The sequence below is a fragment of the Primorskyibacter sedentarius genome (assembly GCF_004342065.1).
Classification (GTDB): Bacteria; Pseudomonadota; Alphaproteobacteria; order Rhodobacterales; family Rhodobacteraceae; genus Primorskyibacter; species Primorskyibacter sedentarius.
In genome coordinates, this window is the sequence record NZ_SLZU01000012.1 from 128,056 (window position 1) to 152,945 (window position 24,890).

General features: G+C 59.8%; 19 protein-coding genes. 8 read left to right on the forward strand and 11 right to left on the reverse strand.

Going from position 1 to position 24,890, the window contains the following annotated elements; all coding sequences use genetic code 11:
• Nucleotides 1-94 precede the first annotated feature (94 nt).
• Nucleotides 95-1,408 (forward strand): HlyC/CorC family transporter, encoded by a 1,314-nt coding sequence (locus EDD52_RS15960; protein WP_132246768.1) that lies wholly within the window; start codon nt 95-97, stop codon nt 1,406-1,408.
• 19 nt (nt 1,409-1,427) lie between these two features.
• Here EDD52_RS15960 and EDD52_RS15965 read toward each other — a convergent pair whose 3' ends face one another.
• Nucleotides 1,428-2,687, reverse strand: coding sequence for a DUF2254 domain-containing protein (locus EDD52_RS15965; protein WP_132246770.1), 1,260 nt, complete (start codon nt 2,685-2,687; stop codon nt 1,428-1,430).
• Nucleotides 2,688-2,792: 105 nt separating this feature from the next.
• Between EDD52_RS15965 and EDD52_RS15970 the strand changes: the two genes are divergently transcribed.
• The 3 genes from EDD52_RS15970 to EDD52_RS24285 are packed head-to-tail and all read left to right on the forward strand — an operon-like array spanning nt 2,793 to nt 5,955.
• Nucleotides 2,793-5,201, forward strand: coding sequence for a GcvT family protein (locus EDD52_RS15970; RefSeq protein WP_132246772.1), 2,409 nt, complete (start codon nt 2,793-2,795; stop codon nt 5,199-5,201).
• Nucleotides 5,198-5,785, forward strand: coding sequence for a nucleotidyltransferase family protein (locus EDD52_RS15975; RefSeq protein WP_132246774.1), 588 nt, complete (start codon nt 5,198-5,200; stop codon nt 5,783-5,785). Before EDD52_RS15970 ends, EDD52_RS15975 begins: the two co-directional genes overlap by 4 nt.
• A 44-nt stretch (nt 5,786-5,829) precedes the next feature.
• On the forward strand, nt 5,830-5,955 hold the full coding sequence (locus EDD52_RS24285; RefSeq protein ID WP_279389273.1) for a hypothetical protein: 126 nt from the start codon (nt 5,830-5,832) through the stop codon (nt 5,953-5,955).
• Here the strand turns inward: EDD52_RS24285 and glpK are convergent.
• The 8 genes from glpK to glpD form a co-directional block, all read right to left on the reverse strand.
• Entirely contained in the window at nt 5,943-7,448 is a 1,506-nt protein-coding gene (gene glpK / locus EDD52_RS15980) for a glycerol kinase GlpK (RefSeq protein ID WP_132246776.1), read from the reverse strand. The two genes, EDD52_RS24285 and glpK, sit on opposite strands and share 13 nt — an antisense overlap.
• Before the next feature lie 121 nt (nt 7,449-7,569).
• On the reverse strand, nt 7,570-9,282 hold the full coding sequence (locus EDD52_RS15985) for an ABC transporter substrate-binding protein (RefSeq protein WP_132246778.1): 1,713 nt from the start codon (nt 9,280-9,282) through the stop codon (nt 7,570-7,572).
• Nucleotides 9,283-9,368: 86 nt separating this feature from the next.
• The gene (locus tag EDD52_RS15990) at nt 9,369-9,641 is read right to left on the reverse strand and encodes a DUF2160 domain-containing protein (protein WP_132246780.1); all 273 of its coding nucleotides are present in this window, start codon (nt 9,639-9,641) and stop codon (nt 9,369-9,371) included.
• Nucleotides 9,642-9,653: 12 nt separating this feature from the next.
• A complete protein-coding gene (locus EDD52_RS15995; protein ID WP_207906042.1) occupies nt 9,654-10,508 on the reverse strand; it encodes a carbohydrate ABC transporter permease in 855 nt (284 codons plus the stop codon).
• A gap of 3 nt (nt 10,509-10,511) precedes the next feature.
• Nucleotides 10,512-11,381 (reverse strand): carbohydrate ABC transporter permease, encoded by an 870-nt coding sequence (locus EDD52_RS16000; protein WP_132246782.1) that lies wholly within the window; start codon nt 11,379-11,381, stop codon nt 10,512-10,514.
• A 118-nt stretch (nt 11,382-11,499) separates the two neighbouring features.
• Nucleotides 11,500-12,582: an ABC transporter ATP-binding protein gene (locus tag EDD52_RS16005; RefSeq protein ID WP_132246784.1), complete on the reverse strand. Its 1,083-nt coding sequence runs from the start codon at nt 12,580-12,582 to the stop codon at nt 11,500-11,502.
• Nucleotides 12,583-12,593: 11 nt separating this feature from the next.
• Nucleotides 12,594-13,682, reverse strand: a complete 1,089-nt coding sequence (locus EDD52_RS16010) for an ABC transporter ATP-binding protein (protein ID WP_132246786.1) — start codon at nt 13,680-13,682, stop codon at nt 12,594-12,596.
• A 44-nt stretch (nt 13,683-13,726) separates the two neighbouring features.
• Nucleotides 13,727-15,325: a glycerol-3-phosphate dehydrogenase gene (gene glpD, locus EDD52_RS16015; protein WP_132246788.1), complete on the reverse strand. Its 1,599-nt coding sequence runs from the start codon at nt 15,323-15,325 to the stop codon at nt 13,727-13,729.
• Between the two features lie 248 nt (nt 15,326-15,573).
• On the opposite strand from glpD, the gene EDD52_RS16020 reads away from it, so the two are divergent.
• Complete coding sequence (locus EDD52_RS16020; RefSeq protein ID WP_132246790.1) at nt 15,574-16,338, forward strand: DeoR/GlpR family DNA-binding transcription regulator; 765 nt, start codon at nt 15,574-15,576, stop codon at nt 16,336-16,338.
• Nucleotides 16,339-16,372: 34 nt separating this feature from the next.
• Here the strand turns inward: EDD52_RS16020 and EDD52_RS16025 are convergent, their stop codons facing one another.
• On the reverse strand, nt 16,373-18,628 hold the full coding sequence (locus EDD52_RS16025) for a putative bifunctional diguanylate cyclase/phosphodiesterase (RefSeq protein ID WP_132246792.1): 2,256 nt from the start codon (nt 18,626-18,628) through the stop codon (nt 16,373-16,375).
• Nucleotides 18,629-18,793: 165 nt separating this feature from the next.
• Here EDD52_RS16025 and chrA point away from each other — a divergent pair, with 165 nt between their 5' ends.
• On the forward strand, nt 18,794-20,017 hold the full coding sequence (gene chrA, locus EDD52_RS16030) for a chromate efflux transporter (RefSeq protein WP_132246794.1): 1,224 nt from the start codon (nt 18,794-18,796) through the stop codon (nt 20,015-20,017).
• A gap of 255 nt (nt 20,018-20,272) precedes the next feature.
• Here chrA and EDD52_RS16035 read toward each other — a convergent pair whose 3' ends face one another.
• A complete protein-coding gene (locus EDD52_RS16035) occupies nt 20,273-22,708 on the reverse strand; it encodes a calcium-binding protein (RefSeq protein WP_132246796.1) in 2,436 nt (811 codons plus the stop codon).
• A gap of 560 nt (nt 22,709-23,268) precedes the next feature.
• Here EDD52_RS16035 and EDD52_RS16040 point away from each other — a divergent pair.
• Both EDD52_RS16040 and EDD52_RS23725 read left to right on the forward strand, forming a co-directional pair.
• Entirely contained in the window at nt 23,269-23,469 is a 201-nt protein-coding gene (locus EDD52_RS16040) for a helix-turn-helix transcriptional regulator (protein ID WP_132246798.1), read from the forward strand.
• A 189-nt stretch (nt 23,470-23,658) separates the two neighbouring features.
• On the forward strand, nt 23,659-24,834 hold the full coding sequence (locus EDD52_RS23725) for a hypothetical protein (protein WP_165907566.1): 1,176 nt from the start codon (nt 23,659-23,661) through the stop codon (nt 24,832-24,834).
• Nucleotides 24,835-24,890: the final 56 nt, after the last annotated feature.

The following is a 24,890-nucleotide window of genomic DNA, read 5'->3' on the forward strand; positions in this document are numbered from 1 at the left end:
CGGCAGGTGTTTTGCACCCCCTTGCGCGCCCAGTCCTCTTGATTGACTGCCAGCGCGGTCCCATAACCGGGATGAGAACAACCAAGGGCGCCCAATGGACTCCTCGACGATATCGACCTTCGACACTGCTTTCTGGACCACGGCAGGGGCAATCGTGTTCCTGCTGGTGCTGTCCGCCTTCTTCTCGGGCAGCGAAACCGCGCTGACTGCGGCCTCTCGGGGCAAGCTGCGCGCCCAAGCCGACAAGGGATCAAGCGGTGCCGCAGGTGCGCTGACCATCACCGAGGATAACGAGCGGCTGATCGGGTCTGTCCTGCTGGGCAACAACCTTGTGAACATCCTCGCCACGTCTCTGGCAACGGCGCTGTTCACGCGGGCCTTTGGCGAATCCGGGGTGGCCCTTGCGACGCTGGTCATGACGCTTCTGGTGCTGATCTTTGCCGAGGTGCTGCCCAAGACCTATGCCATCACCAATGCGGAAACGGCGGCGGCGCGCGTGGCGCCGATCATACGTCTGGTTATCCTCGTCTTCTCGCCCGTGGTGGCGGCAGTGCGGTGGCTGGTGCGCGGCGTTCTGCGCGTCTTCGGTGTGAAGACCGACCCCGACAGCCATATCCTTGCAGTCCGCGAAGAAATCGCCGGGGCGCTCAACCTTGGCCATTCCGAAGGCGTGGTAGAGAAGGAAGACCGTGACCGTATCCTTGGCGCGCTCGATCTTGGCGATCGCACGGTCGAGGAGATCATGCTCCACCGGTCGGGGATCGAGATGATCGATGCCGACAACGACCCGCGCCAGATCCTGGAGCAATGCCTGGAAAGCAGCCACACCCGCCTGCCCGTCTACCGCGAAGAGCCCGAGAACATCATCGGAGTCGTGCACGCCAAGGACCTTCTGCGCGCCATGTACAAACTGATCGCCACGCAGGAAGCCGAAGGTGCCAAGGCGCTGGAAGCGTTCAAGATTACTGATGTGGCGATGAAACCGTATTTCGTGCCCGACACTACCAGCCTGGACGAACAGATGCGCCAGTTCCTGCGGCGGCGCACGCATTTCGCGCTGGTCGTGGATGAATACGGCTCGCTTGAAGGGCTGATCACGCTGGAAGATATCCTCGAAGAAATCGTGGGTGAGATCACCGATGAGTTCGATCCGGATGCCGATCACCCGGTGCACCGCGCCGATGACGGGCATTATTGGGTGGACGGAGCGATGACGATACGCGACCTCAACCGCGCGACCGACTGGACTCTGCCCGATGAAGAGGCCAACACCGTTGCGGGCCTCGTCATTCACGAGGCGCAGATGATCCCCAATATCGGACAGGTCTTCAGCTTTCACGGCTTCCGATTCGAGGTGACGGGCCGCGAAGGAAACCGCGTGACCGGGCTGAAGATCCGGCCCCTTTGACGGCACTTTGCTGATGTCCTCAGGCGTCGGCCTTCGCGGCGCGTAACCGTTCCAGATCCGCCGGAAAGCTGATCGCCGCCTCGGCACGTTCCGCACATTGCCTTGCGGCCTTGCGGGCCTCTTCCGCCAGATCGGGGGCCGCATGGATCATGACACGGGACAGCGCATTCTGGATGGCAAGCTGCACCTCTACCGCATCGCCGGCATAGCGACAGATCGGATCGAAACTGGCGTTCAGAAGCTCTGACAGGTCAACCGGCGGCAGGTAGAGGCGGTCAAATGTCGGCTTGGCCGCGGATTGTTCTTGCGGGGCGGCCAAAGTCACCAAATGGCCCAGACGGTAGATCACGTCGATGGCCGTGCCGGGATCATTCACGCCCGGCGACAGTGCACGGGTCGCGATTTCAGCCATCACAGCAAGCCCAAAGACCGGGTCCTGCTCAAAGCTGCGCAGGTCGGCAATGGCCACGCCCGCGTTGATCTTCGACGCCAGATCATCCTCCAGCGCACCGTTGGGCGTCGCGACGAAACCCAGCAGATCGTCCTTGTGCAGGTAGCGCCCGACGGATGTCACGATAAATATCCGAAGATCGTTTTTCTCGGCAATCTCTTGCAAGGATTGCTCGAATATCTGCTGAACGTACCCATGTTGCGACGCTCGGAAAGGCAGCGCCCCGTCAGGTATCTGAGTGGCGGGATCAGTCAATGGATGCGCGCCCTTGCTGGGATGTTCGGCAATCCGGCGCAACGCCTCGCTGGTGCGGTTTTCGATCTGCGCGGCAGTGGAAGGCAGGCTTCCCAGCCCTTCCAGATGCACGATCCAGCGGATGAAGGAGATGATGATCAGTGCCACCACGATCAGCGTCATTCCGAACAGCACAACAATGTCGCGCTGGTCGAACACATCGGCTGCACGCAGGATGATTGCCACCAGCGCGAACAGGTAGGCGCCCAGGAAATTTGCCAGCACCGACTGCGTGATCGTATCTTCGCGCAAGATCAGATGGCTGCGCGGTGTCCACTGGCTGGAGGCGCGCTGCAACCCCATCAGCATGATGGTCAGCGAAAATGTCGTCACCGCCAGCATGGACGAGGCGATGATGCTGAGGATCGGATCGACCGCTTTGGCCCCGATCCGTTCGCCCAACCAGTCCGGCACGATGGGAGAGACGAATTTCGCCACAGCCAGCGCCACAAGGTTGAGAACCGCAAACAGGATGACCCGGACAGGAAGCCGCCGGGAGATCTGCCGCCCGCGGCGCAGGATTGTGCTTAGCATTCTGACCCTTTCCCGACGCTGCCGGACCGCCCTTTGTCGCGTTTCGGCTTGCCAGCGCCCGTTGCCCCGCCGACACTCGCACCGAACTACATAGCGGAGCAACTGATGAAAACCACAACCCGGGTCGTCGTTATCGGGGGCGGCGTCGTTGGCTGCTCTGTTCTGTATCACCTGACCAAGCTGGGCTGGTCGGATGTCATGCTGCTGGAACGGTCGGAATTGACCAGCGGCAGTACATGGCACGCGGCGGGCGGGTTTCACACGCTGAACGGCGATACCAACATGGCCGCGCTTCAGGGCTACACCATCCATCTGTATAAAGAGTTGGAAGAGATCACCGGCATGTCCTGCGGGTTGCACCATGTTGGCGGGCTGACGCTGGCGGACAATTCCGACAGGTTCGACATGCTGCTCGCCGAGCGCGCCAAGCACCGCTACATGGGGCTGGAGACAGAGGTCGTGGGCCCCGAAGAGATCGCCAGGATTGCGCCCATCGTCAACCTCGATGGCATTCGTGGCGCGCTTTATGACCCGCTTGACGGGCATCTTGATCCCTCCGGCACCACCCATGCCTATGCCAGGGCGGCCCGGATGGGCGGTGCCACGATCGAAACGCATTGCATGGTGAAGCAAACCAATCAGCGGCCGGATGGAACCTGGGACGTCGTGACGGACAAGGGCACTGTGCATGCAGAACATGTGGTCAACGCGGGCGGCCTTTGGGCCCGCGAGGTTGGCGCCATGGCGGGTGTCAATTTCCCGCTACATCCAATGGAACACCAATATCTTGTCACCGATGACCTGCCCGAGATCTACGAGCGCGGCACCGAGCATCCGCATGTCATCGATCCCGGCGGCGAAAGCTATCTGCGTCAGGAAGGTCGCGGGCTGTGTATCGGGTTCTATGAACAGCCCTGCCGACCCTGGGCCGTGGATGGCACGCCTTGGGATTTCGGGCATGAACTCTTGCCAGATGACTTTGACAAGATCGGCGACAGCATTGAATTTGCTTACAAACGTTTCCCCATTCTGGAACGCGCCGGGGTCAAGACCGTGATCCACGGCCCCTTCACATTCGCGCCCGATGGCAACCCAATGGTGGGGCCTGTTCCGGGCATGCGCAATTACTGGTCCGCCTGCGGTGTCATGGCGGGCTTCAGCCAGGGCGGTGGCGTCGGGCTGACGCTGGCGCAATGGATGATCGAAGGCGAGGCAGAGCGCGATGTCAGCGCGCTGGATGTCGCGCGCTTTGGCGACTGGATCACCCCCGGCTACACCCGTCCGAAAGTGATCGAGAATTACCGCACCCGCTTCTCCGTCAGCTACCCGAACGAGGAACTGCCAGCTGCACGCCCGAACCGAACGACGCCGATCTACGACATTTTTGACAATATGGGCGCGGTTTGGGGCCAGCAATACGGGCTGGAGGTGGTGAACTATTTTGCCACCGAAGGGGAGCCGCGCTATGAGACGCCCTCTTTCCGCCGCTCCAACGCCTTTGACGCCACCGCACGCGAGGTGAAGTCCGTACGCGAAGGTGTTGGAATTAATGAGGTTCACAACTTCGGCAAGTACATGGTCACCGGCGCGGGCGCGCGCGGATGGCTGGACTGGATCATGGCGGGTCGCATCCCCAAGCAAGGTCGCGTATCCCTGACCCCGATGCTGGCGCCGTCTGGCCGGTTGATTGGTGATTTCACCATCTCTTGCCTCGGGCCGGAGCGGTTTCAGTTGACTGCCAGCTATGGCGCGCAGGCCTACCACATGCGCTGGTTCCAGCAACATCAGGAAGCTGATGTAACTGTCGAGAATATATCAGATAAACTCACCGGATTTCAGATCGCAGGACCAAGGGCGCGAGAGGTTCTTGCCGCCTGCACGCGCGACGATGTCGCATCCATGCGCTTCATGGATGTGCGCGAGATGACCGTGGGTATGAGCACGGTACGCGTGCAGCGTCTCTCCTACACTGGTGATCTGGGCTACGAGATCTACTGTGACCCGATGGACCAGCGCCAGCTTTGGAATGTCCTTTGGGACGCCGGAAAGCCACATGGGATGCGCCCCTTCGGGATGCGCGCGATGATGAGCCTTCGGCTGGACCGTTTCTTTGGTGCCTGGCTGCGGGAATTCTCGCCCGACTACACCGCAGCCGAGACCGGGTTGGATCGCCTTATAGACTTCTCGAAAGATGTTGATTTTATAGGAAAACCTGCCGCGATTGAGGAGCAGAAAACGCCGCCGAAACGCCAGCTGGTAGCGTTTTTTGTCGAAGCGGAGGACGCCGATGTTCAAGCCTACGAGCCCGTCTGGATCGACGGCAAGGTCGAGGGTTTCTGTACGTCCGGCGGCTATTCGCATCACCTTGGTCAGTCCGTTGCGCTGGCATTGATCCCGCGTGGCCGGGTGGTTGACGGGCTGGAGGCCGAGATTGAGATCTTGGGAAAACGGTGCCCGGCCCGATTGGTCACGCAGTCGCCCTTCGATCCCGAAGGGGTGCGGATGCGCGGATGACTGTCGCCATCATCTTGCCCGCCGCCGGTGCCAGCAGCAGAATGCGCGGCGCTGACAAGCTCTTGCAGGTGGTCGATGGACAGCCCCTGCTGGCGCTGATGGCGGCGCGCGCCTGCGCTGCGTCCAAAACTGTTCTGGTGACCCTGCCATCGGCCAGTCATCCACGCGCGGGCGCGTTAAGCGGGCTGCCCATCAAGGTCGTGACCGTACCAGATGCGGCAGAGGGCATGGCAGCATCCTTGCGCGAAGCAGCCTTGGCCTTGCCAGATACCGTTGACGGTGTAATGGTCCTGCCCGCCGACATGCCGGACATCACAGAAGTTGAAATATCGCATCTGATCAACGCCTTCGAGTCCGACCCGAATGCAATAGTTCAAGGGGCATCCGCCGGCAAACCGGGTCACCCCGTCCTTTTTCCAATTGATTGCGTGGCGCAATTCTCTCGGCTGAGCGGGGACCGTGGTGCGCGCGCCATTCTCAAGGAGATGGCGCACCGCGTTCACCTTGTCGATCTTCCCGGACGCGCGGCCCTTGCAGATCTGGATACTCCGGAAGACTGGGAAGAGTGGCGCGCAAGCCGTTGATATAATTCATACTCCGTCTGACGTTATCGCCTGAAGAGCGTCAGATGGCGGAGCAGGTCAATGTTTCAAAAGCCAAAAGGATCGCAGCCATCTATGATGCGCTGCGATTGAGCAAATTGCCTTCTACGGTGGGCATCCAGCGCAAGCGCAACAATCTTCAGGACGCGTAATCAATCGTGGCCTGAACCGCCCGCTTCCATGCGGCGTATTTGGCCTCCCGCACGTCCTGCGACATGTCGGGATCAAACCGGGCATCCGCGGCCCAGCCTTCGGCAAAGGCCTGCATGTCGGGGAGCAGCCCGGCCTGATGGCCCGCCAGCCACGCGGCCCCCATCGCGGTTGTCTCCAGCACGCGCGGACGCTCTACCGGCGCGTCGATGATATCGGACAGAAACTGCATGGCAAATTCAGACGCGCTCATCCCGCCATCAACGCGCAGCGCCGGGGTCGCGGCATCAGCGTCGGCTGACCCGGCCCAGTCATTCGTCATGGCGTCCAGAAGATCGCGGGTCTGGAAACCGACGCTTTCCAGCGCAGCGCGGGCCAGTTCCTCGGGCCCGGAATTGCGGGTCAACCCGTAGATGGCCCCCCGGCATTCAGCATTCCAATAAGGCGCGCCCAACCCGGTGAAAGCAGGGACCAGAACCACCTGCTGCGTGTCGTCTGACCGCTCTGCCATGGGCTGGGTTTCGGCCGCGTCGCGGATCATCTTGAGCCCGTCGCGCAGCCATTGCACCACCGCACCGGCGATGAAAATCGACCCTTCCAGCGCATATGTCGGCTTGCCGTCCAGTTGGTAGGCAATTGTCGTCAGCAAACGGTTCTTCGACCGCACCGGTGTATCCCCGGTGTTCAACAGCGCGAAACACCCGGTGCCATAGGTCGATTTCAGCATGCCGGGTTCAAAACAAGCCTGCCCCACGGTGGCCGCCTGCTGATCGCCCGCAATCCCGCGGATCGGAATTGGGCGACCAAACAGATCAGGACGCGTCTCGCCAAATTCGGCAGCGCAATCGCGGACTTCAGGCAGCATCGACATGGGGATGTTCAGCCGTTCGCAAATCGTGCCGGACCACCGCCCCTTGCGAATATCGTAAAGCATCGTGCGGGCGGCGTTGGTGGCATCCGTCAGATGTTCCTTGCCGCCGGTGAGGTTCCAGACGAGCCAGGTATCGACGGTGCCGAACACCAGCTCTCCGGCCTCGGCGCGGTCGCGCGCGCCCTCTACATTATCAAGGATCCAGGCCAGTTTCGTGCCCGAGAAATAGGGATCAAGCAGCAATCCGGTCCGGTCGGTCACGGTCTCTTCAAAGCCGTCCGCCTTCAGCGCCTTGCACATGTCAGAGGTGCGCCGGTCCTGCCAGACAATGGCGTTGTGGATCGGCCGGCCGGTCTTGCGATCCCAGACAAGCGTGGTTTCACGCTGATTGGTGATACCAATGGCCGCGATCTGATCGGCACCCTGCCCGGCCTTTTCGATCACCGACCGGCAGGTCGCCGCCGTGGTCGACCACAGGTCCGAAGGGTCGTGCTCCACCCAGCCGCTATGCGGGAAGTGCTGCGCAAACTCCTCTTGCGCGGAGGCGATGATCGAAAGCTTTGTGTCGAACAGGATTGCGCGCGTGGATGTCGTGCCCTGATCGATTGCAAGGATATGGGTCATGGCCAGCCTCATCATTCGCGGGGACGTGTTGAAAAGTCGCCCACCATGCGGTTTCCGAACCATGTCGGAATTCAGTGGAAGATGTCGAGGCCCCGCGACAGGGCCCCGACGAAAACATGGCTTACTGCCAGGACTTGATCAGCTCGTCATAAGAGACGGTGACCGGATCTTCATCCTCGTTGTCCAGCTTTGCCTTGGGCGAGCCTTCCATCGCAAGCCATTCCTGAGGGTCTTTTTCCTCGTTCAGCTTGGGACCGATATCGCCCTGAACGCCAGCACGTTCCAGACGCTCCATGACCTTTTCCTGATCGGCGCAGAGCGAATCCAGCGCTTCCTGAGCGGTCTTGGCACCAGACATGGCGTCACCGATATTCTGCCACCACAGCTGTGCCAGCTTGGGGTAGTCAGGCACGTTGGTGCCGGTGGGCGACCACTGGACGCGGGCGGGCGAGCGGTAGAATTCGACCAGACCACCAAGTTTGTCCGCGCGTTCGGTGAAGCTGTCATGCTGCACGGTGGATTCGCGGATGAAGGTCAGGCCGGTATGGGCCTTCTTCACATCCACGGTCTTGGAGGTGACGAATTGCGCATAAAGCCACGCGGCCTTTGCACGATCCACGGGGGTGGATTTCATCAGCGTCCAGGACCCCACATCCTGATAACCGATCTTGGTCCCCTCTTCCCAATAGACGCCATGCGGGCTGGGGGCCATTCGCCACTTGGGCGTGCCATCTTCGTTCATGACGGGCAGGTCGGGCTTGACCGTGTCAGCGGTAAAGGCGGTGTACCAGAACATCTGCTGGGCCACGTTGCCTTGTGCCGGGATCGGGCCGGCCTCGGAGAAGGTCATGCCTGCGGCCGCGGGCGGCGAGTATTTTTCCAGCCATTCGATGGCCTTGGTCACGGCGTAAACGGCAGCCGGGCCATTGGTCGCGCCGCCACGGGCCACGCAGGATCCGACGGGCTGCGAATTCTCGTTCACGCGGATGCCCCATTCATCGACGGGAAGACCGTTGGGTTCGCCCTTCGATCCGACACCGGCCATGGACAGCCACGCATCGGTGTAGCGCCAGCCAAGCGACGGGTCTTTCTTGCCGTAATCCATGTTGCCATAGACTTCGCCGTCGACACCCATATGCGAAAGGTCGCGGCCGGTGAAGAATTCGGCGATATCCTCATAGGCGGACCAGTTCACCGGAACGCCCAGATCGTAACCGAACTGTTCCTTGAAATCGGCCTTGTTCTTTTCGTCGTTGAACCAGTCGTAGCGGAACCAATAGAGGTTCGCGAATTGCTGGTCTGGCAGCTGGTAGAGCTTGCCATCGGGCGCGGTGGTGAATTCCGTGCCGATGAAGTCGTCCAGATCAAGACCGGGGTTGGTCACATCCGCGCCCTCGCCCGCCATCCAGTCGGTCAGGTTGCGCGCCTGCTGATAGCGCCAGTGGGTCCCAATCAGGTCAGAGTCGTTGATGTAGCCGTCATAGATGTTCTCGCCCGACTGCATCTGGGTCTGAAGCTTTTCGACAACGTCGCCTTCGCCGATCAGGTCATGGGTGACCTTGATGCCGGTGATCGCGGTGAAGGCAGGTGCCAGCACCTGGCTTTCATATTCATGCGTGGTGATGGTTTCCGACACCACCTTGATCTCCATGCCTGCCATCGGGGCTGCGGCATCGACGAACCACTGCATCTCGGCTTCCTGGTCCACACGGCTGAGCGTCGACAGATCGCCGATCTCTGCGTCCAGGAACGCGCGTGCGGCGTCCATATCGGCAAAGGCCGGACCCGCAAGGATCAGCAGCGCTGCCGTGGTTGACTTGAGTTTCGAGTTCATTGGTTTCCTCCCAATTAAAACCAGTTTGTTCGAGGATTTCGTTGGTGATGGCCGGGCCTCCTCAACTCCCGACCGCAACCCTGCGCCTATACCCAGCGAAAGACAGCCGCTGCGTAAACAAGGCACACGATCAAGGCGTAGGGCTGGTGAGCCCCGACAAGTCCAAGCCAGGCCAGATTGATGAAGGCCGAGCCAAGAAGCGTGATGAAAAGCCGGTCGCCCCGCGTCGTCTCAATCCGCAGAATCCCCGTGCGGGGCGTTTCCGGGAATTTGATCGCGAGCACCGTGAACGTAATCAGGAGCGACGCGATAACCGCGAAAAAGATCGCTGTCGGCCATGTCCATGCCATCCATGCCATGAGATGTCTCCCTTATACCCGGCCCAGGGCGAAGCCCTTGGCGATGTAGTTGCGGACGAAGTAGATCACGAGTGCACCCGGTACGATGGTCAGGATGCCGGCCGCGGCCAGTACGCCCCAGTCGATGCCCGACGCGCCTTGGGTGCGGGTCATGATCGCGGCGATGGGCTTGGCGTCAACTGTGGTCAGCGTGCGGCTGAGCAGCAGTTCCACCCATGAGAACATGAAGCAGAAGAAGGCGGCAACACCGATACCGGATGCAATGAGCGGCATGAAGATCTTCACGAAGAAGCGGCCAAAGCCGTAGCCGTCCAGATAGGCTGTCTCGTCAATTTCCTTGGGCACGCCGCGCATGAAGCCTTCGAGGATCCAGACAGCCAGGGGCACGTTGAACAGGCAATGCGCCAGTGCCACCGCGATATGCGTGTCAAACAGCCCGACGCTGGAATAGAGCTGAAAGAACGGCAGTGCGAAGACGGCGGGCGGTGCCATCCGGTTGGTCAGCAGCCAGAAGAACAGATGCTTGTCGCCCATGAAGTGATAGCGGCTGAACGCATAGGCGGCAGGCAGCGCCACGGCGAGGCTGATGACCGTGTTCATCGTGACGTAAATCAGCGAATTCACATAGCCCATATACCAGGCCGGGTCCGTCAGGATCGTGGCATAGTTGGCAAATGTCAGGTCGCGCGGGAACAGCGTGAAGGAATTCAGGATCTCCGTATTGGTCTTCAGGCTCATGTTCAGCAGCCAGTAGATCGGCAGCAGCAGGAACAGCAGGTACAGCGTCATCACGACCGCGCTGGATTTGATCCGCTTGCGCGCGCGGCGCTGCGTGGTCGGGAACGTGTTGGTTGTGGCGTCCGCCATGGCTCAGCCCTCCCGCTTTTCGAGATTGGTCATCACGGTGTAGAACACCCAGCTGATGAGCAGGATCACAAGGAAATACATCAGTGAGAACGCCGCTGCAGGGCCAAGGTCGAACTGCCCCAGCGCCATTTTCACAAGGTCGATGGACAGCAGCGTTGTTGCGTTGCCCGGCCCGCCGCCGGTGACGACGAATGGCTCTGTATAGATCATGAAACTGTCCATGAAGCGCAGCAGGATCGCGATCATCAGCACGCCCATCATCTTGGGAAGTTCGATAAAACGGAACACTTTCCAGCGCGAGGCCTGATCGATCTTTGCGGCCTGATAATAGGCATCCGGGATGGATTTCAGACCCGCGAAAGCCAGAAGCGCCACCAGCGACGTCCAGTGCCAGACATCCATCACGACGATGGTGACCCAGGCCGCAAGAGTGTCCTGCGTGTAGTTGTAGTTGATGCCAAGCGCGTCCAGCGTGTAACCGAGCAAGCCGATATCGACACGTCCGAAGATTTGCCAGATCGTGCCAACCACGTTCCAGGGGATCAGCAGCGGCAGCGACATCATCACCAGGCAGAACGAGGACCAGAACCCCGATTTCGGCATGTTGAGCGCCACGAAAATTCCAAGCGGCACCTCGATGGCAAGGATGATGCCCGAGAACATCAGCTGCCGCCCCAGCGCATCCCACATCCGTTCGGATTCCAGCATCTCGCTGAACCATTCAAGCCCCGCCCAGAAGAACTGGTTGTTGCCGAACGTGTCCTGAACCGAATAGTTGACCACCGTCATCAGCGGGATCACCGCCGAGAATGCGACCAGCAAAAGCACCGGCAGTACAAGAAACCATGCTTTCTGATTGACTGTCTTTTCCATCAGGCGATCCCCCCGTTGCCAATGTCGGTCGCTGCAGGTGTGACCCGGGGCGCGGAGCCTCTGGCAAGAGGTCTCGGGTCAAGCCCGAGACGGGATGCGCGCAATTCAACGGTTTTCATCAGGCGGCCTCCCCTTGTGTCCGCACCCGCCAGTCATCGGCATAGACATTCACATGCGCCGGATCGAAGGTCACACGGTTCATGTCGGCGCTGACATGATCGTCCTCACCGGCAAGAATGTTGATGTCATGACCAAAGAACTCGGCGCGAATGATCTTGTGCCTGCCGACATCTTCGACACGGCGAATGCGCACCGGCAACCCCTCCGTTTGGCTAAGCCGCGCGAATTCCGGGCGCACGCCAATCTCTACCTTGCCATCCAGCGGCGCGTAGCCCCCGGCCAGAGCGATCTCTGATCCATCGATATAGGCAATATTCCCGTCGATACGCGCGGGGATGACGTTCATGCCCGGCGAGCCGATGAAATAGCCAACGAACGTATGTTCGGGCCTCTCGAACAGCTCTTCCGGCGAGCCGATCTGGACGACGCGGCCGTCATACATCACCACGACCTTGTCGGCGAATGTCAGCGCCTCTGTCTGGTCATGCGTCACGTAGATCATCGTATGGCCGAAATCGTGGTGAAGCTTCTTCAACTGGGTGCGCAATTCCCATTTCATATGCGGATCGATCACTGTCAGCGGCTCGTCAAAGAGCAGCGCGTTCACATCCTTGCGCACCATCCCGCGACCAAGGCTGATCTTTTGCTTGGCATCGGCTGTCAGGCCGCGTGCCTTGCGCGACAGCATCTCCTCCATCCCGATCATGCGGGCGATTTCCTGAACGCGTTCAGCAACATACGCCTCGTCCCTGCCGCGATTTCGCAGCGGAAAGGCCAGATTGTCATGCACTGTCATCGTGTCGTAGACGACCGGAAACTGGAACACCTGAGCGATGTTGCGTTCTGCCGTAGGCGCGTGGGTTACATCCTTTCCGTCAAAGAGGATGCGGCCCTGACTGGGATGCAAAAGCCCCGAGATGATGTTCAACAGCGTAGACTTGCCGCAGCCAGACGATCCCAAAAGCGCGTAGGCCGCGCCATCCTCCCAGTCGTGGTTCAGCTCTTTCAGAGCGAAATCATCCTCGGATGTCGGATTTGGCAGATAGGAATGCGCGAGGTTATCAAGCGTGATCTTGGCCATCTGTGTTCCCCTCAGGCTGCGAGCGCATAGGACGCGGGCGCAATCAGTTTGCCGTCCTCGTCGAAGATGTAGACATGACGCGGATCCAGATAGACTTTGAGCGGCGCGCCGATCGTCAGGTCATGGACACCGTGGACCAGACCCACCCAGCCTTCGCCGTGGTGATCGAGATGCACAAAGGTTTCGGACCCGGTCAGCTCTGTCACGGTCAACGTGGTCGTGAATTCCACCGCATCGGCGGAATGCCTGCCGATTTCCAGATGGTTGGGGCGAAAGCCGGCCGTGTAGCGGCCATCCGGCAGCTCTGCCAGCTTTCCAACGGCCTCCGTCGATTGGCCCTTGCCGAACATCAGCTTACCGCCCGTTTTCGACACTTGCAGGAAATTCATCGGCGGATCCGAGAAGACCCGCGCCGTGGTGGCATCCACCGGCTGGCGGTAGACCTGCGGCGTGACTCCAAACTGCGTGACACGGCCCTCCCACAGCGTTGCGGTGTTGCCGCCCAGCAGCAGAGCCTCTTCCGGCTCTGTGGTGGCGTAGACGAAGATCGCCCCGGAAGCCTCGAATATCTTTGGGATTTCCACGCGCAGCTCTTCGCGCAGCTTGTAGTCCAGATTGGCAAGCGGTTCGTCCAGCAGAACCAGACCGGCATTCTTGACCAACGCCCGCGCAAGCGCACAGCGCTGCTGCTGGCCGCCTGACAGTTCCAGCGGTTTGCGGTCCAGCATCGGCGTCAGCTTCATCAGTTCTGCATTCTCGCGGACACGGCGGTCAATCTCTGCCTTGTCGATGCCGAGCAGGCGCATCGGCGACGCGATGTTTTCATAGACGGTCATCGACGGATAATTGATGAACTGCTGGTAGACCATCGCGACCTTGCGGTCCTGCACCCGCATTCCGGTCACATCCTCGCCTTGCCAGAAAATCCGGCCGGTTGCAGGCGTATCGAGCCCTGCCATCAAACGCATCAATGACGTCTTGCCCGACAAGGTCGGCCCCAAAAGCACGTTCATCGTGCCCTTCTCAAGCGTCAGATCCGTCGGATGGATATGGGTTTGTCCCTCCACGACTTTTGACACAGCTCTGAGTTCGAGTGTCATCAGATCCCCCCAATCTGTTCCCTGCCCGCCAAAGCGGAGCAATCCTATTCTGCGGCGTTGGACGCGGCTTGACGACGTTCAGCCATCCACCTGTCCAGTTCCGCAATTTCCTCGGTGCTGAGCCGCAGGCCCAGCTTGTTGCGACGCCAGACCACGTCCTCGGCCGTGCGCGCATATTCCTTTTCCATCAGCCAGACGACTTCCGCCTCGGTCAGCGAAGCGCCAAAGTCCCGCCCCAGATCGGCAAGTGACTTGGCATCGGCCAGTATCTGTCTGGTCTCGGTTCCGTATGCGCGCACGAGCCGACGCGCCAGGAAATCCGAAAGGAATGGAAAGTCTGAATGCAAGCCAGCGACAAGCGCCGCAACCCCGTCCACGGGAAAGTCACCCCCGGGAAGCGGCACACCCGCCGTCCATGGGTCCTTCACACCGGGCAAGTGGGCGGCGACCTGTTCCAACGCGCTTTCGGCCAAGCGGCGATAGGTGGTGATCTTGCCGCCAAACACGTTAAGGATCGGGGCGCCGCCTTCGCTGTCGACTTTCAAAGTGTAGTCACGGGTCGCCGCGGTCGCACTGCTTGCGCCGTCATCATAAAGCGGCCGCACCCCCGAATAGGTCCAGACAACATCGCCTTCCGTGATCTTGTCTTTGAAATATTGATTTGCAAAATCAACAAGATACTTCTTCTCTTCCGGCGTGCAGACGGGCTTTTCCGACGGATCGTGATGTTCCGCATCGGTCGTGCCGATCAGGGTGAAATCATTCTCGTAAGGAATGGCAAAGATGATCCGCCCATCCGTTCCCTGAAAGAAATAGCACTTGTCATGATCGTACAGCCTGCGCGTCACGATATGACTTCCGCGCACCAACCTGACACCTTCACGGGAATTGATCCGCACCTTGCTGCGGATGATGTCACCAACCCAAGGCCCGCCAGCATTGACCAGCATTCGGGCACGAAACTCATCGGTTTCGCCGCTTTCGTTATCTTGCGTTTTTATGCGCCAGAGCTCTCCGTCACGCTCTGCCAAGATCACTTTCGTCCGCGTCATGATCCGGGCACCGCGCGCTTCGGCGTCTCGTGCGTTCAGAACGACCAGCCGGGAATCCTCGATCCAGCAATCCGAATATTCGTAAGCCTTGGCAAAACGCCCCTGAAGCGGCGCGCCTTCTTTCGTACCCGCAAGGCTGAGCGTTCTGGTCCCGGGCAGGATCTTTCTTCCACCCAGATGGTCGTAAAGAAACAGGCCCAGACGAATGAGCCATGCCGGACGACGCCCTTTCATCCACGGCATGAAAACACTAAGCAGACGGGAGGTCGGCGTTTCGGACTCGAACCGCATATCCTTATGATAAGGCAGAACAAAGCGCATCGGCCAGCTGATATGCGGCATGGCAAGCAACAGAATTTCACGCTCGATCAGCGCCTCGCGCACCAGCCGGAATTCGAAATATTCTAGATAGCGCAGACCACCGTGAAACAGCTTTGTCGAAGAGGAGGATGTGGCCGATGCAAGGTCGTTCATCTCGGCCAGAGTGACAGACAATCCCCGCCCGGCCGCGTCGCGCGCAATTCCGCAGCCATTGATGCCGCCACCAATGACAAAGAGATCCGTAACATCAGTATCCACAGAGTCAGCCACGCGATTCCCCCTCAACGCATGTTCTCCATCTTTATGTTCCAAAAGGAGCGAAATCGCAATCGTCTTGTTTTCGGTTTTTTTCGTTTAAAACGGTCGGCAAATCGCAACCCCGGTGCATGCACCGCAACGCAATCCCTGGATCATCCATGCGCGCCCGCGCCACTATGCGTTGCGAAACTGCAAGGAACGGCACTATAGTTCAGGTTGAGCATACCGCCAAAAGGCGATGAAACAACAGGAATGCGCCGATGTCCCAATCCTTCCGTCACCCCGAAATCCTGGAGATTGCGCGACGGGAAGGCAAAGTGACGGTCGAGGGTCTGGCAGAGCGTTTCGGCGTCACATTGCAGACCATTCGGCGCGACCTGTCCGATCTGGCAGAGGTCGGCAGGTTGGAACGAGTGCATGGCGGTGCTGTCCTGCCGTCGGGCACCACCAATATCGGGTATGAAGAACGCCGGACCATCAACCCGGCCGGAAAGGCCGCGATTGCGCGTGCCTGCGCCGCGACGATCCCCAACGACATTTCGATCTTCCTTAACATCGGGACGAGCACAGAGGCCGTTGCGCGGGAATTGTTGCATCATACCAATCTGATGGTCGTGACCAACAACATGAACGTGGCCAATATCCTTGTTGCCAATCCCGATTGCGAAATCATCGTGACCGGCGGGCTGCTGCGTCGCGCCGATGGTGGGCTGATCGGCAATCTGGCAGCCGACACGATCCGCCAGTTCAAATTCGACATGGCCGTGATCGGCTGTTCGGCTCTCGACCCGGATGGCGACGTGCTGGATTACGACATACAGGAGGTCAGCGTCAGCCGGGCCATCCTGAGCCAGTCCCGGAAATCGCTGCTCGTCGCGGACCACACGAAATTCTCTCGCAGCGCGCCTGCCAAGATCGCCTCGCTGTCAGAGGTGGACACGTTCTTCACCGACAAGGCGTTGTCGCCCCCGTTAGGGGCCTCTTGTGTGGATTGGGGAACAGATGTTGTGGTCTGCGACGCCTGAGCCCGATGCGAACAAGACCGAAGGCACAAGCGCCCTACCCGGCCTTCGCCCTGTCGCCCTGTAGAAAGAATTCGAAATCATCCGCGCTCATCGGGTGGGCCAGCAGGAACCCCTGGAACCGGGTGCATCCGACGGACCGCGCGGTGAACAGCTGGCTTTCTGTCTCAATCCCTTCCGCGCAGACGGTGATCTTCATTGCGTGGCCCATCTCGGCAATCGCGGCCAAAAGCTGGCGGTTCTGCTGCGATGATGGCGCCGCCTGAACAAGCATCTTGTCGATCTTCAGCCCGTGCGGACGTAGCTTCAGCAAACTGGTGACCGAGGAATGGCCGGTGCCGAAATCATCCACCTCGATCCTGAACCCCCGGGCCTTGAGCGCCTCGACATTCCGCGAAAGGATGAGTTGACCGTCATCTATGAAGATCGACTCCAGCACCTCGAATGTGAACCGGTCAGGATCGACATCCACAGCGTCCACCGCGCTTATCAAATGCGGATCGCCCAGGCTGCGGAAGGAGGTGTTCACCGAAACGCGCGGCACCGTCAGGCCTGCGCGCTCCCACCTCGACAGGTCAGTGATGGCGCGAGCCAAGACCAACCGATCTATCTCGCTCTCCACTTTCAGGGCATGCGCCTGATCCATGAATTCCTGCGGGTTGATCAAACCGTCTCTGGGGTGAATCCAGCGCGCCAATGCCTCCACCCCGACCACCGACCTGCCATCCGGCCCGAATTGCGGCTGGTAATAGGGCTGGATCTGGTCGCCGCTCAGCGCTTCGAGCAACTCGCCGGTACGATTGCCGCGCAGCGACGCGCGGTTGGGCTGCGGGGTGGAGAACGCGAAGCGGTTCCGCCCGGCCTGTTTGGCGGCGTACATCGCGCGGTCGGCCTGTGACAGCCAGTAATCCGGCGCATCGTCATTCTCGTCCAATATCTGGTGGATGCCGGTAGAGATCCCGATACGACACTCCGTCTCACCGATTCTGAAGGGATATTGAGCGCAACCGATAAGCCGCTGCGCCACCTCCTTCAAAATGGCCTTGCTGCGTTCAGGTGTCAGGTCTTCCTGTGGCGACGGCCCGCAGATGACCACGAATTCATCCCCGCCAATCCGCGCCAGAAAATCGCCCGATCTCAGCGCCTTGGAAAGACGGCGAGCAACCTCCACCAGCAGCGCGTCGCCCTTTGCGTGCCCATGGGTGTCATTCACATCCTTGAACCCGTCGAGGTCCAGCAGGATCAGACCGGGGTGGTTGCGTCCGGCCATGCCTCGAAACTTGCGGTCCAGATGTCGACGGTTGGGAAGCCCGGTCAGATGGTCGTGCAATGCGAGGGTTTCCACCTCTTGGCGGGCCTGTTCCAGATCCCGTTCGCGGCTGCGCAGAACCTGGATGGTATGTTGCCTTTGCACGAACATGACGTTGGCCATCGCAGCAAGGAACACAGCAGCAAGACCGCCGGTGACAAGCAGGATACGGTATGCCGAAAGTGACACGGTGGACCCCCAGCCATCAATCGGCCGCGCATACATCCGCCAGGACCCGTTGGGGAAAAGCACATCCGCGCTGACCGGATCATCGCCCAGCAGATCGGCGGAGCCGTAGAATTGCTTCTCGGCCCCGGTCGTTTTGTTGGCAGCGACAATGCCGATTTCCAGTGCCGGGTCCTCATCCGACAGGCCGGAGGTCTCGTAAAGCGTCGGCAGGTCGATCACCACCGAAAGAATTCCCCAGAACTGATGAGAGCCCTCGGTTCCGCTGAAGACCGGGATGCGCCCGATGAAGGCCTGCCCACCCTGCACCAGATCGACAGGACCGGTCAGGATGAACTCGCCAGTGTCGCGCGCATGAAACGCCGCTTCGCGCTGCGCCTCCTGCAGGCGGTAGTCCAATCCAAGCGCGGATTCGTTGCCCTTTATCGGGTAGACAAGGTTCACGACAAGATCGCGCGCCGCCGCAACATTTCGGATCTCGCGCGAGGAGCCAATGATCCTGCTGACTAGCCAGGAAAAGCGCCGCTGGGACATATCAGGCTCTGATGCAAGCGCGGCGACAACCCCGCGGGCCGACTGGATCGGCGTGTTGAGATTGCTCTCGATCCGCCCCCCAAGCGCTTCGAGCCGGGTTGTGACCCGGTCACGTTCTTTTTGCGTTTCGATTAGAGTGTGCTGCCGTCCGCCGACAAGGCCGATGATGACAACCGCGACCAACACCAAAAGGGTCGGAACGTAGCTGAACCACCCCGAGGTTACGCCAAAGGACTCACGGGTTTCACCTTGCATCACAACCATGGGTCACTCGAGCCAAACACTCGGGTCAATCTGCTGCGATGTCGGTTAATATTTGGTTAAGGCTCCGGCAGCGTCAGCCCGTTGAGGCGGTTTCTCTGGCCCTTCAAATCCGCAACGCTCTGTGGCATCGATCCACACAGCACGACCAAAAGCGGGGGTGGCATCATGGCGGCACAAGATGACGGTCTGGAAAATGCCGGACATGCCCAACCACATGGAACGGCCGGGGAGGTGTTTCGCGCCTTTCTGAAACTGGGGCTGACCTCGTTTGGCGGCCCCGTGGCGCACTTGGGGTATTTCCGTCACGAACTGGTCACGCGCCGCAAATGGATCGATGAGGCCGGATATGCTGATCTGGTCGCGCTGTGCCAGTTCCTGCCCGGTCCGGCCAGCAGCCAGGTGGGGTTCGCGCTCGGATTGCTGCGGGGCGGGCCGGTCGGGGCCTTCGCGGCGTGGACTGCCTTCACCTTGCCATCAGCTTTGCTTCTTGTGCTCTTTGCCCTCGCTATGCCGACATTCGCGTCGCCTGTCGGGTCGGGCATCATCCACGGTCTGAAGGTGGTTGCTGTTGCGGTCGTAGCCCAGGCCGTGTGGGGGATGGCCCGCAGCCTTGCCCCCGACAGGCCACGCGCAAGCATCGCGCTGGTGGCGGTGCTGATTGTTGTTTTCATGGCCGGGTCGGTCGGTCAGATCGCCGCCATCGTGATGGGAGGGTTGGCCGGGCTCGCCTTTTGCCAAGGTGGCGGCGCGTCCGCGCCAACCCATCTTTCTTTCCCGGTGTCGCGGCGTGCCGGGACAGTCTCGCTCTTGCTGTTTGCCCTGTTGCTCTTGGCGCTGCCGGTCGCTGCCACCACCGGGGCCGGCGCCGCGCTCTTTGACGCGTTTTACCGCGCCGGGGCGCTTGTCTTCGGTGGCGGGCATGTCGTTCTGCCACTCTTGCAGGCAGAAGCCGCCATATCCGAGACCGTCAGCGAAGACGCCTTTCTTGCGGGATACGGTCTGGCCCAAGCCGTGCCCGGACCTCTCTTCACCTTTGCGGCCTATCTCGGTGCGGTAGCGGAGTCGGGGCTTGGCGGGGTGGCGGGCGCATCAATTGCACTGGTGGCCGTCTTCCTGCCGGGGTTCTTGCTGTTGGTCGGCGCGTTGCCCTTCTGGAACAGCCTTCGCGCGCGTCCCGCCGCGCAAGCCGCCATGAGGGGGACGAATGCGGCTGTCGTGGGTATCCTTGGTGCGGCGCTTTACCACCCGGTCTTTACCAGCGCGATCCTTTCGCCATACGATTTTGCCCTTGGCCTTACAGCGTTCATTCTATTGACGGTCTGGAAGTTGCCACCGTGGTTCGTGGTGCTTTTGACCGCAGCGGGCGGGCTGTTTCTCAACCTGTCGTAGATCTTCAGCGTCAGCGTTTCCCCGGTGCCCTTTGCGGCGAAGCGGCCATGCCGAACATCGCCTGTGATACGAAGAACGCCACCTCGTCCTAATGCGCTGTCAGCGCTTCTTTATGGCGAACCGCGGCCAGAGCGACCCGAGCAGATCACAGTTCTGATCCGAAAAGAAAGCGGCCATTCTGATAACGGCCGCTCCCTTTCACAACACGGGCACGTAACGGGCCAGTCTGGTCACACTGTAATCCCCGCGCCGTACTCAGAAAATGAAGCTGTCCTGCGTCAGGTCGGCCAGATCGACGGATTTCAGGATCAGACGGTCCTCTGCCTGCCCGCGATCCAGCGCGGCGAGGTCGATGACGGTTGCCCAACCCTTGTCCTGCGCGGCATTCAGGACGGCATCCATCCCGGTTTCAAAGAAGGTGAGATCGAGAAGATCCGTCCCCGCTTCGAAATCATGCACGAAGTCCCTGCCCGACCCGGCCTTGAACACGAAAACGTCCTGCATGCCGTCCGCTGCCCAGTCGCCGCCCCAGATGTGGTCGTTGCCTGCGCCCCCTTCCAGCGTGTCCTGACCCAGACCGCCGACAAGCTTGTCCTGGCCGTCGCCCCCGGCAAGCGCATCATAGCCATTGCCGCCGTGAAGGTAATCTGCATCCGCGCCGCCATCCAGATCGTCAGAGCCCGCATTCCCAAGCAGGCTGTCATTGCCAGCCCCCCCGTGGAGAGTGTCCCCATCGGCCGCACCAAGGATCCTGTCGGCGCCCTCGTCACCGTACAACAGGTCCTCACCAGCCCCGCCATTGATGACGTCATCTCCCTCGTCACCATGAACCGTGTCGTCCCCTGTGCCCCCGCGCAGGGTGTCATTGCCGCCGGCCTCGATGGTCAGCGACGCATTGCGCAGCAGCAACGGGGCGTCCGTTTCGGTCTGGGCGAAGGCATCTGTCGAACGCGGGTCGACAGCGCCATCATTGGACCCGGTGACCGGAGCATCGGACATGAATTCGGAATAGGCGGTTCCAGCCTCCCAATCCGCGTTGATCTTGAAGATCGCGCCGCTGCGACCGGTGGAGGCGTCCATGTCGTGATCACCGGAATTCAGGCCGTAATAGATGTTGCCGCTGCCATCGAAGAAAACCGCGCCATAGGCACCCTTCGCCATGCCATCGATCATGGCGCCGTCCTGCAGGGTCGCCGTCACGGCAATCTCCGTGAACGTGGGCTTGCCGCCATTCATCACGTCGCTGACGTCGATCCGCACGACCTTCCCGTGCCCGCCCTGAGTTTGCGGCGCGATAACGCCGATGAAGGAATTCGTCGCTGCATCAAAGGCCAGGTCGAACGTTCGATCGGTGAACATGCCTGCCGGGAAATGATGATAGGTGATCGTCGGATTGCCGTTTGCGTCCAGCGCGTCAACATCGATGATGCTGATGCGATTGAGCGCGCTGTGGAAGGTCCACAGATTGCCCTTGTCGTCAAAGTCGCCGACGTAATCGCCATAATAGCCTTTGCCGATCCGGTAGGTGGCCCCTTCGGCATCGATCATGACGACATCGGCGATGGCAACCGCGTTGCCCAGGCTGTCCGTGCCTGTGGACTTTGCAACGCCGTAGATCAGGTCGTCTTCGATATTGTACCCGACCCCGTTGATCTTGAAGTCCGGCTGCGCACCAACGGCTGTGTAAGTCTGGCCCGCCGGATCAAAGACGTTCAGCTGGCCGTCGATCACCTGATAAAGCTTGGCCTGACCCGGGGCAAACGCGCTGACCGTCACGTCGGTCCCGCCGATTGTCATCGCTTTATCGTAGGACGCGATCGGGCCGGAAGTGTCATACGGTGTCGCCTCTGCCGGGGTGGCGGAGCGGAAGCTCAGCGCGCTTTCAGAGCCTTGGCCCTGCACCTCGATTTCGAAGCTTGAAAAGACACCGGACGTCGCCTGCACTGTTTCAACGGTTTGGCCGTTCCAGATCACATCGACAGCAGCAGCGGAATGGCCGCCAGACAGGTTCGCCGCCAGATCAAACGTGATCGTGTAGGTTTCGCCCGCGACCGTGGCGGCGGTTTGCGAGATCATTTGCTGGCCTGCTGCGCCCGTCAGCGTCCAGCCGCCGGTCTTTGCATGCTGTGCCAGCGTCGTGGCGCCATCGGTCTCGCGCAGAAAGTTCCGGCCGTTTTCGTCGCCGAAGATGACATCGTTCCCGGCCCCGCCATTCACGATATCTGCGCCCTGGCCGCCTTCGGCAATGTCATCGCCGGCTTCAAGGTTCAGCGTGTCGTCGCCGTGATCCCCGAACAGAAAATCGCTGCCCCGTCCGGCATTGACGATGTCATCGCCCAGACCCGCATAGAGGCTGTCATTGCCGCCATTCCCCAAAAGCACGTCATCACCTGCACCCGCCTGGATCAGGTCGTCGAAAGAGAAATCCTGGCCGTAAGCGCTCGAAACAAGCGCGCTCGGAACGAAGACCCATTTGCCGTCGACAAAGACCCACTCATCACCAACCATGTCGCCCGCGGCAAGGTCGTTGCCCAAACCGGTGGATATGACGTCGTTGCCTTCGAGCCCGTTTACCGAGTCGGCGGTATCGGCATCCGAGGCAAGTGTTTCGCCATTCTGGTTGGTGAAACCATCGGAAAGGTCGTTGTCAGTGGATGTGCCAAGATAGGAAACTGTGGGCGATACGGGCATGGTTACTCAACTTTCTATTCAGACTGGGAAAACGCATTCTCGCGCCATACTTTCTGAGCGCCCTTTTGCTCGTATCGGCCGCCGCAGGTAAGAACCGGAAAAGTATGGCCAATGGCGCAAACGGATAGGGTCACTATCCATTGCACCTTTGCTGATTGCTTGGGGCTTGCACGATGTCCCCAAACAGCACCTATCGGGCATGCCGGGACGACTTCGCAGCGCACTCTGCAACAGGCCTAAAGCAGTAAAGATTTCGACGGGAAAGGATGTGGTGGCGGAGGGAATGACCCGCTCCGCAATTCGGCTGTTTTGGCGTTTCGGATCGAGTCTAGATGCCACGATAATCCCTGAAATCTTGAGAAAAGTGTCCGACCCCATGCCGATGGGGGCCGCTCCGTCCCGAACGTTCCGACGTCGCTTCTAAGGCTTGCGCCCATTCACGCCTTGGCCGCCTGTTTCGAACATAGCCTCCGAGCACGCAACCTACCGACTTGAATAGGCTTTCTTCTCACGCATTCGTTCTCTTGCGACCGAAGTGAGTTGCGCAAAAGGAGACGAAAATGAGCGAAGTATGTGTGAATCAGAAAGAACTGGCGGCCCGCTGGAAGATCAGCCACCGAACACTCGAGCGCTGGCGTTGGGCAAAGGAAGGTCCGCGATACCTGAAGATCGGCGGCCGGGTCGTGTACAGACTGTCCGACGTCGAGGCATTTGAACGCGACGTTCAGAGCTTTCCCGATCATCCACCCAGTGAGGTCTGAGCGAGCCTCCACTCCATTCGAAACGATGCATCCGAAAAGGCAATGACATGAAGCATTTCGATTGAACACGCAGAGACTCCGAAGTAGCGTGAAGCAGGCACAGAAAGTGGGTGCGCATAGTTATCGTGCGCATCGTCCAAACTGGCATCGCGCAATGAAGGACCGGGAAAGGGATCGAGAAGAAGCAGTATGAGTTCCTACTTCTCTACACTGTCGTCAGACGAAATGGCCGTGCTGATCTCCAATGCGGAAGCATCTGTGTGTTTTGCCGCCCCCGGAATGCACACCCTGGTTGCAGATGCTTTGTTCGGAGTCGCAGGTCGTATCGGTTCGGATCTGATCACCGTCTGTGTGGACTTCGATGAGCGCGTCTTCCGAATAGGTTACGGCGACCTGGAGGCGATAAAGAAACTACAGGGCGCAGGGATTGCGACACAGTCGTCACCCAGCCTCCGGATGGGCCTGCTGGTCGTTGATGATGAAGGCTTCGTTTTCACGCCCACTGCGCTTTTGCTCGAAGCCGAGAACCATGACGACCAAGGCATGAACGCAATGCGTCTTGCGCCCCAACAGGCGAAAGAAGCCATGGCGAGGCTTTCCCCTGCCGCCAAGGCTGTCGCTCTTGTCATGGCAAAATCAGACCAAGAGCGACAGCACCTTGAAAGCATCGTAGTGGAAAATGCGCCGACTGCTGTTCCGCCAGAGACAATCGAAAAGATTGACAAGGCGATCCAAGAAGTCCCCCTTACGAAGTTCGATGTTGCGCGCAAAGTTCGCGTCTACAATACATTTCTTCAATATGTAGAAGTCGAACTCCGGAATGCGTCTATCGACAAGAAACGCGTAGCAATTCCGGCTGAAATTCAAGCATTGGGTGGTGGGCAGGAACTGGATGGACGGCTGAAGTCATCTTTCGACCTGATTGCCAAGAACAGCTCAATATCGTCCAAACCTCTCAATGACAAAGTTGCCAAGCTCCGAAAGGATTTTACACCATCCCTCAGAAAGAAATTTGGTCGCGCACTCCTCAAGTCCGCAAAACCACAGTTTGAAGAGAGAATTGCAAGTCTGAGAGAGGAACTGAAGGAGTACCAGGGGCGGGTAAAGACTGACATTCAAGTACAACTGGATGGGTCAAGAGATGCTGTCGTTGAATATTATCTACCTCTCGCTAAACAAAACCCGCCCGATTCCGCCGTTGGCTTGTTTGGATCAGATGTAAAAACTTGGCTGACGCACGAACTCGACAAAGCCTTCCCGAAGGCAGATGACCTGATCAAAAAAGTGGATTTGGACGTCGATTTCAAAGACGTCACCTTCGAAACCCTGACGTGCTCCCCTGAAATGTCCGGCGTTTTTGGTTAGCCTGTTCTCCAACTGAGGAGACAGACGATGAAGAGAAGCCGTTTCAGCGAAGAACA